This window comes from Treponema vincentii (assembly GCF_018336815.1).
Taxonomy (GTDB): Bacteria; Spirochaetota; Spirochaetia; order Treponematales; family Treponemataceae; genus Treponema.
The window spans coordinates 2,027,756-2,044,954 of record NZ_CP050497.1; the positions used below are offsets into that span (position 1 = coordinate 2,027,756).

Annotated in this window: 10 protein-coding genes and 2 pseudogenes; 5 read left to right on the forward strand and 7 right to left on the reverse strand. The window is 47.0% G+C overall.

Translation table 11 applies throughout. The features are described 5' to 3' along the window. The first annotated feature begins 64 nt into the window (after positions 1-64). The 4 genes from GWP40_RS09205 to GWP40_RS09220 all read left to right on the forward strand — a co-directional run bounded on the left by GWP40_RS09205 (position 65) and on the right by GWP40_RS09220 (position 7,664). A complete protein-coding gene (locus GWP40_RS09205) occupies positions 65-2,914 on the forward strand; it encodes a penicillin-binding protein 1A (RefSeq protein WP_212566590.1) in 2,850 nt (949 codons plus the stop codon). A 24-nt stretch (positions 2,915-2,938) separates the two neighbouring features. Then, positions 2,939-3,430, forward strand: a complete 492-nt coding sequence (locus GWP40_RS09210) for a deoxycytidylate deaminase (RefSeq protein ID WP_212565092.1) — start codon at positions 2,939-2,941, stop codon at positions 3,428-3,430. Between the two features lie 617 nt (positions 3,431-4,047). Further along, on the forward strand, positions 4,048-6,621 hold the full coding sequence (locus tag GWP40_RS09215; RefSeq protein WP_212565093.1) for a hypothetical protein: 2,574 nt from the start codon (positions 4,048-4,050) through the stop codon (positions 6,619-6,621). Further along, positions 6,621-7,664, forward strand: a complete 1,044-nt coding sequence (locus tag GWP40_RS09220; RefSeq protein WP_212565094.1) for a glycosyltransferase family 2 protein — start codon at positions 6,621-6,623, stop codon at positions 7,662-7,664. Before GWP40_RS09215 ends, GWP40_RS09220 begins: the two co-directional genes overlap by 1 nt. A gap of 283 nt (positions 7,665-7,947) precedes the next feature. Here GWP40_RS09220 and GWP40_RS09225 read toward each other — a convergent pair whose 3' ends face one another. Continuing rightward, positions 7,948-9,285, reverse strand: a complete 1,338-nt coding sequence (locus tag GWP40_RS09225) for an MATE family efflux transporter (protein WP_212565095.1) — start codon at positions 9,283-9,285, stop codon at positions 7,948-7,950. Positions 9,286-9,551: 266 nt separating this feature from the next. Here GWP40_RS09225 and GWP40_RS09230 point away from each other — a divergent pair, with 266 nt between their 5' ends. Further along, positions 9,552-11,102 carry an AbgT family transporter gene (locus tag GWP40_RS09230; protein WP_212565096.1) on the forward strand — a complete coding sequence of 517 codons (1,551 nt, stop codon included), beginning with the start codon at positions 9,552-9,554 and terminating at the stop codon, positions 11,100-11,102. A gap of 99 nt (positions 11,103-11,201) precedes the next feature. Here GWP40_RS09230 and mnmA read toward each other — a convergent pair whose 3' ends face one another. The 6 genes and pseudogenes from mnmA to GWP40_RS09260 all read right to left on the reverse strand — a co-directional run bounded on the left by mnmA (position 11,202) and on the right by GWP40_RS09260 (position 17,071). Further along, positions 11,202-12,269, reverse strand: coding sequence for a tRNA 2-thiouridine(34) synthase MnmA (gene mnmA / locus GWP40_RS09235; protein WP_212565097.1), 1,068 nt, complete (start codon positions 12,267-12,269; stop codon positions 11,202-11,204). After that, a complete protein-coding gene (locus tag GWP40_RS09240) occupies positions 12,266-12,805 on the reverse strand; it encodes a hypothetical protein (protein WP_212565098.1) in 540 nt (179 codons plus the stop codon). The genes mnmA and GWP40_RS09240 overlap by 4 nt, the downstream gene beginning before the upstream one ends. Beyond that, positions 12,798-14,030, reverse strand: coding sequence for an LIC_12708 family protein (locus GWP40_RS09245; RefSeq protein WP_212565099.1), 1,233 nt, complete (start codon positions 14,028-14,030; stop codon positions 12,798-12,800). Before GWP40_RS09245 ends, GWP40_RS09240 begins: the two co-directional genes overlap by 8 nt. Positions 14,031-14,056: 26 nt before the next feature. Further along, positions 14,057-14,936: pseudogene (locus GWP40_RS09250) on the reverse strand (SPFH domain-containing protein). A 42-nt stretch (positions 14,937-14,978) separates the two neighbouring features. Then, positions 14,979-15,458, reverse strand: coding sequence for an NfeD family protein (locus GWP40_RS09255; protein WP_212565100.1), 480 nt, complete (start codon positions 15,456-15,458; stop codon positions 14,979-14,981). 12 nt (positions 15,459-15,470) lie between these two features. Further along, positions 15,471-17,071, reverse strand: a pseudogene (locus GWP40_RS09260) (CTP synthase). Positions 17,072-17,199: the final 128 nt, after the last annotated feature.

The window sequence follows — 17,199 nt, forward strand, 5'->3', positions numbered from 1 at the left end:
AAAATCTTAGGGGTGTTAGAGCATAATGCTTGAAAAAAAAGCGCTTTTGTGCTTTTATAGGCGCATGCGCGGACGTACTGTCTTTTTATATATTTACCTTATTATTGTTTTTACCGTGCTTGCTGCAGGCTCGGCGATGCTGGGCTACTTACTGGCCGAAACGGCTGCCGTAAAGCAAAGCGAACAATTTACCGCTTTTAATCCCGACTTACCGACACGGATACTAGATATACGCGGAGACTTGATTACCGAATTTTCTTCCAACGAAAAGCGGGAAATTATCAAGTTTGAGCAAATACCGCCCGCCTTGATCAATGCGCTCCTCGTTCGTGAAGACCGTAGTTTTTATCGGCATCGCGGTTTTACCATGAAGGCGATTTTCCGTGCCATTATCGGAAAACTTACCCACAGAACACTCGGCGGCGGAAGTACCATTACGCAGCAAATCGCGGGACTTTTATATTGCGACCGTACCGATATGAGCATTTCGCGGAAGATAAAAGAACTGTGGTGGGCAGTCCAGATGGAACGCCGGTACTCAAAAGATGAAATCCTTGAACTCTATTTGAACAAAGTCTATTTCGGCGGAGGTACCTACGGCGTCAGCGCTGCCTGCCGTTTTTACTTCGGACATCCCGTAGCGGAAATTACCCCTGCAGAAGCGGCCGTACTGGTTATTCAACTATCGAATCCCGCCTATTACAATCCTTTTGAATACCCGAACCGCGTACAGGAACGGCAGGGCTACATCCTCGATGAGATGGTGCGCCTCGGCTATCTCACCAAAGAAGAACGCGACGAATCCTACGATGAGTATTGGGCGCACTTTGATTATACCCGTACCGCTTCGTCCGCATGGTTTAACCGCGAAGATAAAGCCCGTTGGTTTTCGGAATATGTACGCCGCCAGCTTGAAACGATGATGTACGGCACGATGGATTTTTATTCCGACGGCTATATCGTGCATACCACCTGCGACCTGCGCCATCAGGCCGCTGCCGAAAAAGAGATGAGCGATTATATCCGCATCGCGAATACACGTGTAAAAAATACGCGGTCGCACCGCTTTGCGCAGAGCGAACTGTACAGCAACATCACTGCGCTCGTTTCGCTCGCCTTTAATATTCCGGCGCTCCATATCGATTCCGAACGGGTGCAGACAAAAACCCTTTCCTACTACCGCAGTGATTTAAATCCTATTGTCGATATGGCAGCGATGCTCTTCGGTTTAAACAACCTCAAAATCACCGGCGCAAAAAGTACGGCAAAAGTACAAGACGAGCTTGCAAGAAAGACGGTTGAGGGAACGCTCATCTGTTTGGAAAATAATACCGGATACATTACGGCACTCGTCGGTGGAAGTAAATTCGACGAATCGAATCAGATGATTCGGGCGACACAGGGGCGCGTCCAGCCGGGTAGTTCATTTAAGCCGCTTCTGTATTCCGCAGCTTTCGACACCAAATTGATTACACCGGCAACCGTGCTGGAAGATACACCGCAGGTATTTCAAAACCAGAGCGGCGTTCCATATATCCCCAATAACTATGCAGGGCATTGGCAGGGTACCGTTCTGGCATGGAGAGCGCTTGCAAAGTCGCTGAATATCCCCGCGATTAAGGTGCTTGATACTATCGGCTTCGACGCAGCAATTACCCGCTCCGCCGCACTGCTCGGCATCACCGATCAAGATGAAATAGACCGCACGTTCCCGCGGCTATACCCGCTTGCACTCGGCGTTATCAGCGTTGCGCCCGTTCAGATGGCAAAGGCGTTTGCCGTTTTTGCAAATCAGGGGCGGCGGGTTGACCCCATTGCCATCCGCACCGTCGAAAACCGCAATGGTACAATTGTGATGGATCCCGAACGGGATTTACGGTTAGAACAGCGGCGGCGAGGAAATGCGATGCAAGTTATCAGCCCCCAAAATGCCTATCTTATGACTTCGGTACTGAAGAGAACGGTTACCGAAGGGACGCTCGCGTATGCTTCAAGCAGCGGTTCAAAGTTCCGGTATAAAGATAAAACAACGGGAAAATACTTTTCTATGCCTGTTGCGGGTAAAACCGGCACAACCCAGAACTGGTCTGACGCATGGACAATCGGCTTTTCTCCGTATTATACCGCCGCGGTTTGGTTCGGCTATGATAAGGGTGGACAGTCGCTCGGTCTTGATAACACGGGGGCGACGCTCGCAGGCCCTCCGTGGGCAAACTTTATGAAGGCAATCCATGAAGATATGCCGTATCGGGATTTTATTCGACCCGAAACAGGATTAACCGCCGTATCGGTTTGTTCAAAATCCGGAATGCTGCAAACGCCCTACTGCAACGAAGGCACGGTATCGCTCTACTTTTTATCGGGTACGGAACCGACGGAGGCGTGTACCTATCATGAAGCAAACAATGTACTGCTGGAAATTGCCAAAGACCGCCTACGCAAAAGTAATTACAGTACCGGACAAACGCCGGTTGACATTATTAAAACGGATGTACTCATTGACCCGCGTATTTTTGAAGATCCTGAACCGAGTAAACAAAGACGGAGAGGAAATACTTCCTATACGACAGATTCGTTTATAACCGATGAGCTTATAACGCCCTCCGGCACAGACAACACTTTTGAATCTAATCCATACTTACGCTCAGGTGAAGATGAGTCATCCATAGATCAGACGCCGACGCTCACTCCGCAACAAGAACAAAATGCAGCAACTCAACAGGGGCAGACTTCGGGAACATCAGGAGTGGGCAATACGTTGCAGCCGCCGATTCCTCAAACTCATTTGGAAACTATCGACGAGGGAACTCCGCTACCGTCTTTCCCGCCTGCAGAATCCAACCCGACCGGCTCCGAAACACAGGAACAAAACAACGGAGCGATACAGGAGGAAGGTATTAACCCGTGGCTATAAGGGAATTTTCTAAAAGGATAAAACATGAGTGAACAGCCGTACGTCCGCCCGACATGGGATGAATATTTTATGGAAGTCTGCCGCGCAATTGCAAAACGTGCAACCTGCGATAGAGGCAGATCGGGATGCGTTATTGCTCGAGATAACCAACTCTTAGTTACCGGCTATGTGGGCGCACCCCGCGGATTACCCCATTGCGATGATGTCGGACATCAATTTAAAAAAGTGCAGCACGAAGACGGCACCATAAGCCAACACTGCGTCCGCACCGTCCATGCGGAGCAGAATGCAATTTGCCAAGCAGCAAAACGGGGAATCAGCATCGACGGTGCAACACTCTACTGCAAAATGACCCCGTGCCGGACATGCGCAATGCTCATTATCAACTGCGGTATCAAACGAGTTATTGCTGAAAAACGATATCACGACAGCGCCGACTCAATCGAGATGTTCAAACAGGCGGGCGTTACCCTTGAGCATTTGAGTGATACTATCGAAGAATATCAAGGCCAATAATACTTTTGAAAATATACGGCACATCTGCGTTGTCTTGCCAAAAGTGTACATCCTTGTACACTTTTGGCAGCGAGTTTCAGCTGACGCTAAAACATCGCTTCTGTTTAAACCAGCGACATCCTTGCCGCTTCTGAATATCCTCAACGTATCATCTCCACCACGGATGGTGGTGGTTCTAGTCAGTAATGTGCCTGCGGGTGTTTTTTGTACGTTACTAGCGTCTGCATCGTTAAAAGTGTACATCCGTGTACACTTTTAACAGCGAGCTTCGAGTGAGCGCGAAACTTGATACTAAAAAGAGAAGTTTTTTGGGAAGATTTACCCCTTAAACAGTAGTTAATAGCACACAAGAAAGCATCATTGATTAAAAAATCGTTACAGCTTTTTCTACACTTGTTTTTTCTATATCGTTATCGTACACCGTATTGATAAAAAGTCAGCCCGACAGTTTTTATACCTCGTCCTCCGGCAAGGATAAGGACGGTAATTGTTTATATGTCAATCACTTGCATTGACTTTTTCCCCTTTGGATTATACTTATAGTGATTTTAGAGTATGCGAAATAACACCGCATTATGTAGGTAATACTGCCTTTATTTTAGAAACGGAGGAAGAAAATGAAAAAGATTACAATATTTTTTATCGCAGTAAGTTTCTTGTTTATTTCCTGTGGGCAGGCAGCCTTTGGTAAACCGGAGGCTCCGCAGGGCTACGGGACGGTGATTATCGGAATTGCCGGGAATGGCGTAAGCCGTGCGGTTGGCTCAAACGGCTTACCGCTTCTCAATAATTCCCAAATGACCATAAAGGTTACGAAGGATGATGGAACGTCTATTACGGAAAAACACTTTGCCGAAAGTGCTCCTAAAACCATGTCCTTAACGTTGCCGGTCGGCGAAAAAATCGTCGTAAAGATTAGTGTTGAAAACGTTTCGGCTCGATGGTCGGGCGAAAAACAGCACGAGGTTACTTCCGGCACCAATACCGTCAGCGTTAAGCTTAAAAAAGCTGCCGCTGCTTTAAACAGACTCCTGTTCGGTACTAATAAGCCCCATGGATCCCATTCAGGCGGTGTAAATGATTACACATTCACGTTGAAAATAGGTTCAAAGGAAGTAAAGAAAGAGCACATTAAATATCATAACCTTTGCCGCGACAATAAAGGTAGAACCTATCTTGCATATCAAGAAAGCAGCAATAGTATACTAGAACGTTACACGAGCGAGAGTGATAAAGAAACTAAAACCTTTACCCTGCCGGAAAACTGTCATAGACCGGCGCTTGCAAGCGATCATGCAACAGGTGCAGTCTACCTTGTTGCAAAAGACGGCTTGAATATGAAGCTGTATAGAATAAACGAAGCCGGCGGCTCGCCTATAGAATTGATGGGAGCGTCTCTCGGGTATCTAACCGGCTATGCCGTATATAATAATGTACTCATCGCCTCAGGATATGGAATGGTAGGTCCGGAATTAAAAATGTACCGCATAACCGAAGATACCGTTTCCGAAATTACGCTTTCCGCTCAGCCCGATTTACGCGAAGATACAAAGATTACATTAGAGGTGTCGGCGGGGTGGTTACATGGGACGATAAACGGCCTTTACATGACTGCCGATACCCTCTATGTTCTTTTTTCTAAATGTCAAACCATTCCGGACTCCTTTTCCTTAGGAGGTATTGTCAAATACTCATATTCGGCTGACGGCACAACCGCTTCGATAAGCAATCCTGTCCGCATCGGTATTGCAAATGACCATACTTCTGACGGAAACGATATTTACCCTACCGAAGAAAGCAACTTCTACGGCCCCGTAAAGGTAGTCGGTTTTGATGAAGAAAACCTCTACATAGCCGATGACGGCGTAACGTTCGAGTATCAAAAAGGAAAGCCCCGTATTATCGCAAACAAAAACCGTATTGCAACGCTTAATAAAGGAAGCAATGCGCTTACCTTTAATGATGCCCCAAGCGGGATTACTTGGCTGGGCGAAAATCCTGTATGGACAGGTGTAAGTACAAAGACCATCGTCTGGAAAAAGAATGCTGCCGGTTTCGACTATTATCAGCTCAATTCAGCCGCTGATGCACTCACGGCAGAAACTGAACTTGCTAATTCAACATCATCCAGCAGTCGTTTTACCGATGTGTTTTGCTTTGACGAAGCCGGAAACTTCTACATAGTACGATATAAAACCGGAGGCTACCGTATATGCCGCTTTGAGCTGAAAGATGACGGCAGCTATGATAGCAGCGTAACTGTAAGTACATCATCATTATCCGATCAACCGACCGCCATTGCCATTGACATATCGGGCAGTGTAAAAAAGGATGGTCAATCGGTAAACGCCTTGTATTACAGCTATAATGGCAGTGATAAATCATACATCAAACGGCTTACATGGGCGAAGAACGATCCATTTTCTTCCGCTGCGGAGGATAATAGTTTCGCCGGCAGCGGCACTTTTGGAGGGCCTCAAGATGTTGGCAATAACAAAACACGCTTTACCGCGCTTGCAGCAGATAAAAACGGCTTCTTTGTTGCTCTAAAAAAAGAGACCGGGTATTCGGGGTATACTGTTAGAGTGCAAAAATATACGCATGTCGACGGCAGCGCAGTCGGTGGTGCAATTAATGTTCTCGGTGAGGTAACCAACGCTTCAACTTGGTCAAGACCGGGAGATTTAACCGCTCTGCATATACAAGAAGGTATTTTATACGGTCTAACGGCAGTACAGTACCGCTATGAATATGACGAGACTGATCCATCTAATACATATTACAAAAAAGACTCTATTTCAGGGAAACTCATGAAAATAGGCAGTTCTACAGCCGATTTTTCCGGAAATGCAGAGGTTCTTCACACTACGGAATTGCCGAGGGATAAAATTCACATTCTTACCCCTGAGGCCGATGAGAAAAGAAAAGAAGGCGGCAAATTTGCACCTTACCGGTTTATTGCCGTCATGCCGAAAAAACTCATCATTGCCTCTGACGGTTTTTGGGGGTACATTACCAGTCTAAGTGCTCCAAATACTGATGATGTTGAACAATTCCATTTTATATGGGATTTTGGTATAAAGGATGACGGTTCACTTGAAGGCACGCCTCAATCGACAAAAACCGATTCCGCTATTGAGTTTTCAAAAACACTTGCGAGACCTTCCGGTTGCGGTTATGAGTGGAAATAATGACGGCTCTTATCAGTCTTTCCGTTCCGGTCTACGGAACGGAAAGATCTCTTCCTGCGCTGCTGGATAGCGTGTTAGCGCAGGAGTCCTTGCCGGCGGATACAAAGGCGGGGGGCTTGCCGGTTGAAGTTATCATCGTAAACGACGGCAGCCCCGCCGGCGGCTCCTTGCCTACAATCCTTAAACCTTATAAGAAGAAATTCAAAGCCGCCGGTATTCCTCTTATTCTTTTGGAACACTCTAAAAATCTTGGACTGGTTGAAGCCCGCCGCACTGCCGTACAAGCCGCCTCCGGAACCTACCTCTGCTTTGCGGATTCCGACGATACCCTTCCGCCGGATGCTCTTTTGCATTTGTACAATGGACTGCTTGCTTCAGGTACCGGTTCCCTTGCGGATGCCGCCGATATCATCCACGGTACGGCGGAGTATAAGACCGACTTTTCCGATGAGGAAGCTCCGCTTTACAAAGAAGCCTCCCTTGCCGAAATGGAAGAAAATATAAAAAAGGTTCATATAGGTCTTTTGGAAGGAGATGAACTTCTAAATTCTTTTTTACTAAAAGGAGAGCTATCAAGTTTTTTATGGGCAAAGCTCTTCCGTACCGAGGCGGTTAAGGCTGCTTTTGCAGATATTCCTCACACATTTTGCACGATGGGCGAAGACTTTCTTATTTACTTTTTTATCCTGCTCCATGCCCGCTCCTATTTCGGAATAGAAGACATCGTGTATAACTATCATATAGGCACGGGCATAAGCTCCAACCGAGAAATAAAAGACCTCGCCCGCTGGGAAAGGGCTTGCACGGCAGCCTCGGTCTTTGCCGTAATCTTTTCGTATCTTGAAGAACACCCCTTGAGCGCCCCCAATGCCGAAAAGCTGACCGCAGCCCTGCAAAACCGCTGTAAAATAGCCTTACTGCAAAACCTCCGCCACTTAAAGCGTGTTATTCCCTCCCTTCGCGGTGACGCTTACACAATCCTCTGCGATTACTGGGGCGAGGAGTATGTAAACGCTGCGGAAAAAGCGAGTCTTTTGAGTTGAGCAATGCAACCGCTTTTTCTATTGCAGAGGAATCAATGCCTTCCCGCTGCGCCTGTTCAAAATCAACACCCCTGACGCAGAGCGTTGCCGAAAAATGGCAGGTATTAAACCCTCAGCACGAATAAGCGGCAAGAGCCGCAGCATCTTCGGGATGTTCTTCGATATGCAATATTGCGGGCATACTTTTTTTCCCTTCCACAATATCGTCGCCCAACTCCTGAACACCGTTTCGTACACGGCAACCGCATCGAAAATACTTTAAGCGGTTGCCTGACTGTAAGTGTTATTTTTTTACCAAGTCGGTTGCGAATATCTTTATCATAATAATAACGGAAAGCACTACGACGATTCCGTCAACGAGCGGCATTGCGAGCCATACGCCCCGTGCTCCGAAAAAATGGGGCAGTATCAGTACTGCGGGTACAAAAAGCACGAGCTGGCGAGAAATCGCTAAAATACCGGCGGGTTTCGGCTTGCCGATAGCCTGAAAGAGCGTCATATTCAATATCATAATCGCAAGCGCAGGGAAGATTATCATGGCAATAACGGCATTGGTTTTTCCCTGCGCAACGAGTACAGGGTTATCAATGAACAAGCCCAATACCTTTTCAGGACTGAGTAAAAATATAGCCCATGCCGTTATTGCAAGCAAAAGGCCGAAGCCATAGAACAAGCCGGTGCCTTTTTTTACCCGATCAAAAAGTCCTGCACCGAAATTCGTACCGACAAAGGGCTGGTATCCTTGGCTTAATCCCCACAGCGGAATAAAGCTCAACATCAAATAGCGGAAGAATGCGCCCATTAGAACAACCTGATCTTCTCCGCCGTATTTTTTCAATGTCGAATACATTACCGTTTGCTGCACCAACGAAAGTACCTGCATAATCATCGCAGACATACCGATTGCAATTGTTTCTCCGACAATCGATCTATCCGGTTTAATGGTTTTAAAGCGAACATTTTTGCTGAAACATAAAAAGTAAAAAAAGCTGACCAATGCGAAAACCGCCTGCGAAATAACCGTGGCAACGGCAGCGCCGGCGATTCCTTGGTTGAATACAATAATAAACAGTGCGTCAAGCACAATATTCAGCACGGCGCCGGATCCCATGATAATCATCGCAAGCGCAATTCTTCCTTCTCCGCGCAGTACCATATTTGAAGCCTGTCCGAAGTTTACAAATATGGAGCCAAGGTACACAATCCGTAAATATTGCACCCCCATTGCGTGCATTTCTCCTTCCGCCCCGATAAGGGTGAGAAGCTGCGGCGCAAAAATGTATCCGACTATCATCACTACTGAGGACATCAGTACCGACAACACCAATACGTTTCCCATCACCGCATCGACGGTCTTTTGGTCTTTTCTGCCGACTGCCCGCGATAAAATCGATGCGGAACCAATCCCGACCAATACCGCAATACCATTATTTACCAACGTAAAAGCATAGGCGACGCTGATTGCTCCGAGCGCTTTTTCACCCACATACCGCCCGACAAACATTGCGTCGACAAAACTGTATAAACTGATTACCAGCATACCGATAATGCCCGGCACACCTAATTTTAGCATGAGCTTGAATATATTTCCCGATACAAGCTCTTCTCGTTTATCCGTCATAAGAACTCCTAGAAACCGACGATAACGTCAGTTATTTATAACGGAAATATATACGAATAGAAACGGATTGTCAACCTCGCATAACAGTATTGTCAGCAGCGCTCTTAACGCAAGTGCATCAAACACACTTCGTAGGTTGTGCCGAAATATATGATAAAAAGATATTGATATTTTTAAAATTTATATTTGCCAATATGGAAATCATCATATATAATTGAAGGTATTATCGCATTCTAGTATGCGAAAACCATTTTCTAGGAGTTCTTATGAGTACAAAAAAGAACAAGGAAGTCTCAGGATTTCTCAAAGGCGTTGAAAGGATTGGAAATAAGCTGCCCCATCCGGCGATGTTATTCTTTATCCTCAGCATTATCGTTGTCTTTATTTCCGCTATTGTAGCGGCTGTCGGTGCGCCGGTTACTTACTTTGACGCAAAAAAAGGGCAGGAAGTAACGATAAAGGCTCTTTCGCTTTTGAATGTCGACGGATTTCGCTATATTTTAAACAGCGCAACAAAAAACTTTACCGGTTTTGCGCCGCTCGGTACGGTATTGGTCGCAATGCTCGGTATCGGCGTTGCCGAGTGGACAGGGCTTATCAACACCTCACTGAAAAAGCTCCTTACCAATATTAATCCCCGGCTGTTAACTGCTGTTGTCGTTTTTGCCGGTATTATGAGTAACATTGCGTCCGATGCCGGTTACGTTGTAGTTATTCCGCTTGGCGCTATCGTATTTGCAAATGCAGGACGGCACCCGCTCGCAGGTCTTGCCGCAGCCTTTGCCGGTGTTTCAGGCGGTTTCTCTGCAAACCTCTTGCTGGGAACTACCGACCCGCTTTTAACCGGTATCACGATCGAAGCGCTCCATAATGCCGGTATGGACATCCCGCTTGATCCTACCTGTAACTGGTATTTTATGATCGTATCGACATTCTTGTTGACAATTATCGGAACCTTGGTAACCGAAAAGATCGTAGAAAAGAACTTAGGCGAATACCACGGCACCTATCAGCCGGATAATATGCCCGTTTCCGCAGAAGAAACCAAGGGATTAAAGCGTGCCGGTATTGCCATTCTGATTATGGTGGTCATACTCGTTATCGGGATGTTCGGCTTACCCGGTCTTCCGTCCCTCGCTATCTTAAGCGAAGTGAATCCCAAAACAGGCGTTAGTTCTCTCAGCAACTTTATGCACGGCGGCTTGCTCCCCGTTATTTTAATTCTTTTCTTGGTACCCGGCTTAGTATACGGTAAAACCTTGGGAAAAATTAAAAACTCCGGAGACCTCGTAAAAGGGATGACACACGGTATGAGCTCAATGGCCGGCTACCTTGTACTGGCATTCTTTGCAGCGCAGTTCGTCAGCTACTTCGGTAAAACAAACCTTGGAACCATTCTTTCCGTAAACGGCGCTAACTTTTTAAAGAGCATCGGGTTTACCGGCTTACCGCTTATCATCGCATTCGTAATTATTTCCGCGTTCTTGAACCTCTTTATCGGTTCCGCCTCTGCAAAATGGGGAATTATGGCGCCGATCTTCGTACCGATGATGGTAAACCTCGGCCTTTCACCGGCTTTAACGCAGGTTGCATATCGTATCGGAGATTCCAGCACCAATATCATCACTCCGCTGATGAGCTACTTTGCGATGATCGTCGTCTTTATGAAAAAATATGATGAGGATTCCGGTCTTGGAACATTGATATCGATAATGTTGCCGTATTCAATCGCGTTCCTGCTTTCATGGCTCGGCTTGATGATTATCTGGTATGTAACCGGCTTACCGCTCGGCCCGGGAGCATTCTTAACATTATAAGATTAAAAAAACTTAGGGAACCTCTAAAAATATCAAGCCTATCGGCGCAGTTTTTAGAGGTTTCCACTCGTTTATCCTTTGATTCTTCGGGAGTAACTATCAGTCGCAGGCTTCCACGCCGTCGATAATACCGCCGCCGACTACCCTACTCCCGCAATAAAATACAGCGGCTTGCCCGCGCGCAACCGCCCGTTCGGGTTCGGTAAAAACGATGCGGCCTCGGCTTGTGCCGATCGGTTCAATACAGGCTTTTTTCAGCTGCTGCCGGTATCGTGTTTTAACCTCTGCGTAAAAAGGCTCCTGCGGCATTTCGGCAATCCAGTTTACTTCCCGCACCGAACAGGCGGCGGCAAGAAGGGCATCCCCCGCACCGACGGTAACCGTATTATGCTCTGCCGATTTTTCAACCACGTAAATCGGATAGCCGAACGGCAAAGCAAGCCCCCGCCGCTGCCCGATGGTATAACGGTGCAAGCCGCGGTGCGTGCCGACCTTGGCGCCATCGATGTCGATAAAATCTCCTTCGGGAAAAGCATCGGGCGCCAATGCTTCGATTACTGCCGTGTAGTCACCGTCCGGCACAAAGCAAATATCTTGGCTATCGCTCTTATGTGCATTGACCAATCCGCCCCTTTCCGCAATAAGGCGAACCTCCGGCTTCGTCAATTCCGCAAGCGGGAAAAACGTCCTGCTTAACTGCTCTTGACTCAACAAGGCCAAAAAATAGCTTTGATCTTTCTGCGCATCGGCACCCTGCTCCAACGCATACCGGCCGGACGGCTTCTGAAATACTTTGGCATAATGACCGGTTGCAACCGCATCGAACCCTTCTCGTAATGCCTGCTCCATCAGTAACCCGAATTTAATTTGCTTATTGCAAATGTAACAGGGATTCGGCGTTTCTCCGCTGCGGTAGCTTTTTATAAAATAATCGATAATCTGCTTTTGAAATTCGGTACGGAAGTCGTAGACACGGTGCGGAATACCGAGAAGCCGCGCTGCCTGCGCCGCTTCTTCGATAATCCGCTCGGATTGTTCCTTCGCGATGGAAGTCTGTTCATCCAGCAAGCGGAGCGTAACACCACACACGTCATGTCCCTCTTCTATCAGAAGCTTTGCGGCAACGCTAGAATCTACCCCTCCGCTTAAACCTACTGCAATCTTCATTTTTTTATTGCACTCCGCAATGACAGCGCTTTACCGTCTGCGAGCACAACCGCTTCCAATTGTTTATACGTATGGGCAGGAAACTGAATCGGTACGCTTAAAGTACTGCCGATGTAAATCACTTCGACGGCTTTTGTTTCCTTCTGTTCCGTATCGCGGTTCGCCGCAGTGATACGGACGGTAAGCGGCAGCGCATAGTCATCGCTTTGTTCCGTGGCTGCGAACGAAATATTCACATAGAGATGTTCCTGCTGCGTTAAATATTCCAATTTAACCGGAACTCCCTCAATTTTTCCTGACTGCCGATCGGTTTTAAATAAAAATGATGCAAAGGTGAGGGCAAAAACGGCAACAATAGCAAACAGCATAGATCGGGTTGAACGAGTTGCGGTAAGGCTTTTAAGAAGACTCATTTTTTTGATGTAGTCGGGCTCGTACATTTGCTGCACCGCTTCCGGCGCACGCTTTAAACGCTCACTTCGGTCATAGCGGAGATACGAACTTCCCTCATCCCGTGAATCCGGTTGGTTATTCATTTTTTGACGCTCCGGTAATTTCGGTTGTCTTCCACCAAACGATGTTCGCCTGCTTGTCCCCTGCAAGGAGCGCCGATAAGATACCATCGGAAGAAAGATGGAAAGCGTTATACACTAATTCATCCGGGGAGACGGCCAATGTTCGCGTATGTATTTTATTTGAATGTAAATTGATTAGTTCGAGGATATATCCGTCGGAACGCGGTGTCGTCAACAAGCACCAATTATTTGCGGTTACACCGAGCAACCCATACACTTTTTTAATGTGCCGGGTACCGGTATTCGTGTCTTCCGTATCCTCATACGGCGCAATATCCACCGTCCGCTCGTACTGCCTCTCTTCAATATTGAACGTATAAAGGCAGCTTTTATCATAACTGATTCCGGCGCTCACATTGATATCCGTATCGATATCTTCACGGTAATAATCGACTTTAATATGCAGCTTCTTTGCCGTAAAATCGGGAACAGCCTTATCAAGGCTCGAAAATAGTTTTACATCGTTGGTGTAAGGCGACGGCAATCCGCTAAATGCAATAGGAATTTTGTACAGCAAACCGCCCGTATTGTCATACCAGTACACCCTGATACCGGTTTCCGTTCGACATACTACAATAAGACCATTGTTTGAATCCGCATACAGTCCTTCGATAGGTGGAAACGGCGTACCGCCGACTCCTTCTTGTCCGACGGTATCAACAAATTCACCGGTCTCATTAAAATGAATGACCGTATCGCGTAACGCAAGATTCTCCGTTTGATCGTATTCAATACGTTCTTCGTTGACCGTATCGACGGCAAACAAGTGCTTGTTCGGCGTTACGGCAAGATAGGTCGGATGATTCAGCGGATACGGCACGGCACGGCGAGTCATAATTTTATCCGCTTGATCGGCGTCGATAAATGTCGGGCGGGGATTCTTTTCGGGATTATAATACAGCGCAAGCAAATCACCGAAAGACGTCAATTTCATAATTTTTCCCGCGCCTGAATTGCTTAAGTAAAAAATACCATCATCCATGACCAACTGACTGTCGGGACGGACATACGGACTTGCCAGCTGAAATAAATCGAGCTGATCTTCAAAATTTCCGTATTTAATTGAAAAAAGTTGTTTGCGCTCCAAGTTCCCCGTTTTTTCTTTCCCACACGAAACGGCACAAAGAGAAACAACGGCACACAAGAAAATACAAAGCCCTTTAACAAAATGACTGCGGTAACACATTACAATAATTCGGCTTCTTTCGATTCTTATTTGATAACTTCCGCAATACTTGACACAAGCCCTGCCATATTCTGAATATCAGCAGGAATAATAATTTTCGTCGATTTTCCGTCGGCTACTTTTTCAAAGGCTTCCAAGCTGCGCAGTTTAATCAGTGCAGGGTCGGCGCCGACATTCTTAATAAGATTCAAACCTTCGGCAGTTGCTTTTTTGGATAGCTAAAATCGCCTCAGCCTCACCCTGCGCTCTGCATATAGCGGATTCTTTTTCCGCTTCTGCCTGTAAAATCATCGACGCCTTTTTTCCTTCCGCCACCAGAATGGAGGACTGCTTTTGTCCTTCTGCGATGAGGATGGCCTCGCGCCGTTCACGTTCTGCACGCATCTGTTTTTCCATCGCTTCCTGAATGGATTCAGGGGGAATGATATTCTTTACTTCTACGCGGTTTACCTTAATCCCCCAGGGATCGGTTGCCTCGTCCAAAATGCTGCGCATACGAGTATTGATAACATCGCGGCTTGTCAGCGTACCGTCAAGTTCCAATTCACCGATAATATTCCGCAGCGTGGTCGCCGACAGATTTTCAATCGCATTCATCGGGTTTTCAACGCCGTAGGTATAGAGTTTCGGGTCGGTAATCTGAAAATAAATAACCGTGTCAATCATCATGGTAACGTTGTCTTTCGTAATAACCGGCTGCGGCTTAAAATCGAGCACCCGTTCCTTAAGCGACACCTTATTGGCGATTCGATCGACAAACGGCATCTTAACGTGCAGACCGACCTCCCATGACTGGAAATAGCCGCCAAGCCGTTCGATAATAAACGACTGAGACTGCGGTACAATTCTGATATTCAAAATAAGCAGAATGAGTACGAATACGATTAATGCAAAAGCAATCCACATAGTAAAACCTCTCTATTATATTTAGGCTCTCGTTAGGCGTCTCTAAACGTTTCGATTTTCAGAGGCATCCGTTTCTTTTACAATCAGGGTAACACCCTCTATCCTTTCGATGATACACTCCTCTCCGACAGGTAGCGCCGTGCCGTTAACCGAAGCAGCCGTCCACACAACGCCGTTGATTTTAACTTGCCCCTTTTCCCATTCGGTAATGGTTTGTAGCACGACGGCTTTTTTACCGATAAGGCTGTCCGCATTGGTTTTTTCCCGTTTGGTATGCAAAAATTTCAGCGCAATGGGGCGGGTAAAAAAGAGCAGCAGCAATGCAACGAGCGCAAACAGAACGCACTGCACATAAAACGGCGGATGCAACATAGAAATGAAAATCATCAGCACGGCGCTGAGCGCAAACCACACGGTCGTTAAACCGAGCGTCATCCCCTCGATAACTGCACAAATAACGGCGATACCGAACCAAAACCACGGCGTATAAAACGCTAAAAACATCGACAGTTGGAAGAGCATACGGCAATTGCCTTACATTCGCGCCAGCGCCGCTCCGATAAAGTCACGGAATAGCGGATGCGGCTTATTCGGACGGGAGGCAAATTCGGGATGAAACTGCACCGCTAAAAACCACGGATGATTTTTCAGCTCGACGATTTCCACCAAATTACGCTCGGGGTTGATTCCCGAAAGCAGCATGTCGGTGTTTTCAAACCGGCTGCGGTACAAATTGTTAAATTCATAGCGGTGCCGATGGCGCTCGCGAATTTCGTGCATTTTATAAGCCTGCTCCGCCTTGCTGTTCTCCGCAACCATACAGCGGAAAGAACCGAGCCTGAGCGTACCGCCAAGCTGTACATCTTTTTGGTCGGGCATCAAGTCGATGACGGGTTCACAATTCTTGATAAACTCGGAGGAATGTGCGCGTTCCAACCCGAGTACATGGCGGGCAAATTCGATAACGGCAATCTGCATTCCAAGGCAAATACCGAAATAGGGAACGCCCTTGGTACGCGCATATTCCGCAGTGAGTACCATCCCTTCAATACCGCGTTCACCGAAACCGCCCGGGACGATAATCGCCTGCGCATCCTTTAACAGCTCTTCAGCCTTTGCAGCATCCGTAATCTTCGCTGCGTCAATCCACAGCTGCTTTACACGTGCGCGGTGATAGACCCCGGCAGCGGTCAGCGCTTCGCTTACGCTTAAATACGCATCGGGCAGCTCGGTGTATTTACCGACAAGCGCAACCGTTACTTCTCTTTCGGGATGATAGTAGGATTCAACCATTTCCTTCCATGACTGCAAATCGGGCTCTCGATTGGGAATATTGAAAAGCTCGCAGATTTTTTTTTACCGAGGTTCCCTTCTTCCAGCATCAGCGGAACTTCGTAGATAGACTTTGCAGTAAGATTTTCGATAATGGCGTCTTGACTGACATTGCAAAAAAGGCTGAGCTTTTCACGAATGGATTTGCTGAGCCGTTTTTCGCTGCGGCACATAATGATATCGGGCTGAATCCCGAAGCCGAGCAGCTCTTTAACGCTATGCTGCATGGGCTTGGTTTTAAGCTCGCCGCATTCTTTTAGGTACGGTAAAAGGCCGAGGTGGATAAAAAGGCAATGTTCCCTGCCGACCGTGTTCCGGATTTGCCGAATTGCTTCTATAAAAGGGAGCGATTCGATGTCGCCGACAGTACCGCCTATTTCCGTAATAACGATATCGCTGCCGGTTTGCTCCGCCGTTTGCATAATGCGGTGTTTAATTTCGTCGGTAACATGCGGGATAACCTGTACGGTCGCTCCGCAATAGTCTCCAGCCCGTTCATGATCTAATATGGAAAGATACACTTTTCCGGCAGTATGACTGTTGAATTTATGTAAAGCAACATCGGTGAACCGTTCGTAATGACCGAGATCGAGGTCGGTTTCTCCGCCGTCCTCCGTTACAAAAACTTCTCCATGCTGATAGGGATTCATCGTTCCCGGATCGATATTCAGATAAGGGTCAAACTTTTGATTGATAACCGAAAAACCTCTGCTTTTCAGCAAAAGTCCGATAGATGCGGCGGTAATGCCTTTTCCAAGGGAAGAAACAACTCCGCCGGTAATAAAAATAAAACGAGCTTTCATCATGAGCGCCACTATAACATATTATGAGGGCTTCCGCAATCAATATACCTCGCCGCAGAGCATCATAAGATAAAACCATCCTTAGCGCCTAAAATTTCCTTCGAACGGATGTTCACAATCTCCCTAAA

Excerpts from the sequence above, each read along its gene's own strand:
- GWP40_RS09205 (WP_212566590.1), top strand. The coding sequence starts at position 65 with ATGCGCGGACGTACTGTCTTTTTATATATTTACCTTATTATTGTTTTT.
- GWP40_RS09210 (WP_212565092.1), top strand. The coding sequence starts at position 2,939 with ATGAGTGAACAGCCGTACGTCCGCCCGACATGGGATGAATATTTTATG.
- GWP40_RS09215 (WP_212565093.1), top strand. The coding sequence starts at position 4,048 with ATGAAAAAGATTACAATATTTTTTATCGCAGTAAGTTTCTTGTTTATT.
- GWP40_RS09220 (WP_212565094.1), top strand. The coding sequence starts at position 6,621 with ATGACGGCTCTTATCAGTCTTTCCGTTCCGGTCTACGGAACGGAAAGA.
- GWP40_RS09225 (WP_212565095.1), bottom strand. The coding sequence starts at position 9,285 with ATGACGGATAAACGAGAAGAGCTTGTATCGGGAAATATATTCAAGCTC.
- GWP40_RS09230 (WP_212565096.1), top strand. The coding sequence starts at position 9,552 with ATGAGTACAAAAAAGAACAAGGAAGTCTCAGGATTTCTCAAAGGCGTT.
- mnmA (WP_212565097.1), bottom strand. The coding sequence starts at position 12,269 with ATGAAGATTGCAGTAGGTTTAAGCGGAGGGGTAGATTCTAGCGTTGCC.
- GWP40_RS09240 (WP_212565098.1), bottom strand. The coding sequence starts at position 12,805 with ATGAATAACCAACCGGATTCACGGGATGAGGGAAGTTCGTATCTCCGC.
- GWP40_RS09245 (WP_212565099.1), bottom strand. The coding sequence starts at position 14,030 with ATGTGTTACCGCAGTCATTTTGTTAAAGGGCTTTGTATTTTCTTGTGT.
- GWP40_RS09255 (WP_212565100.1), bottom strand. The coding sequence starts at position 15,458 with ATGCTCTTCCAACTGTCGATGTTTTTAGCGTTTTATACGCCGTGGTTT.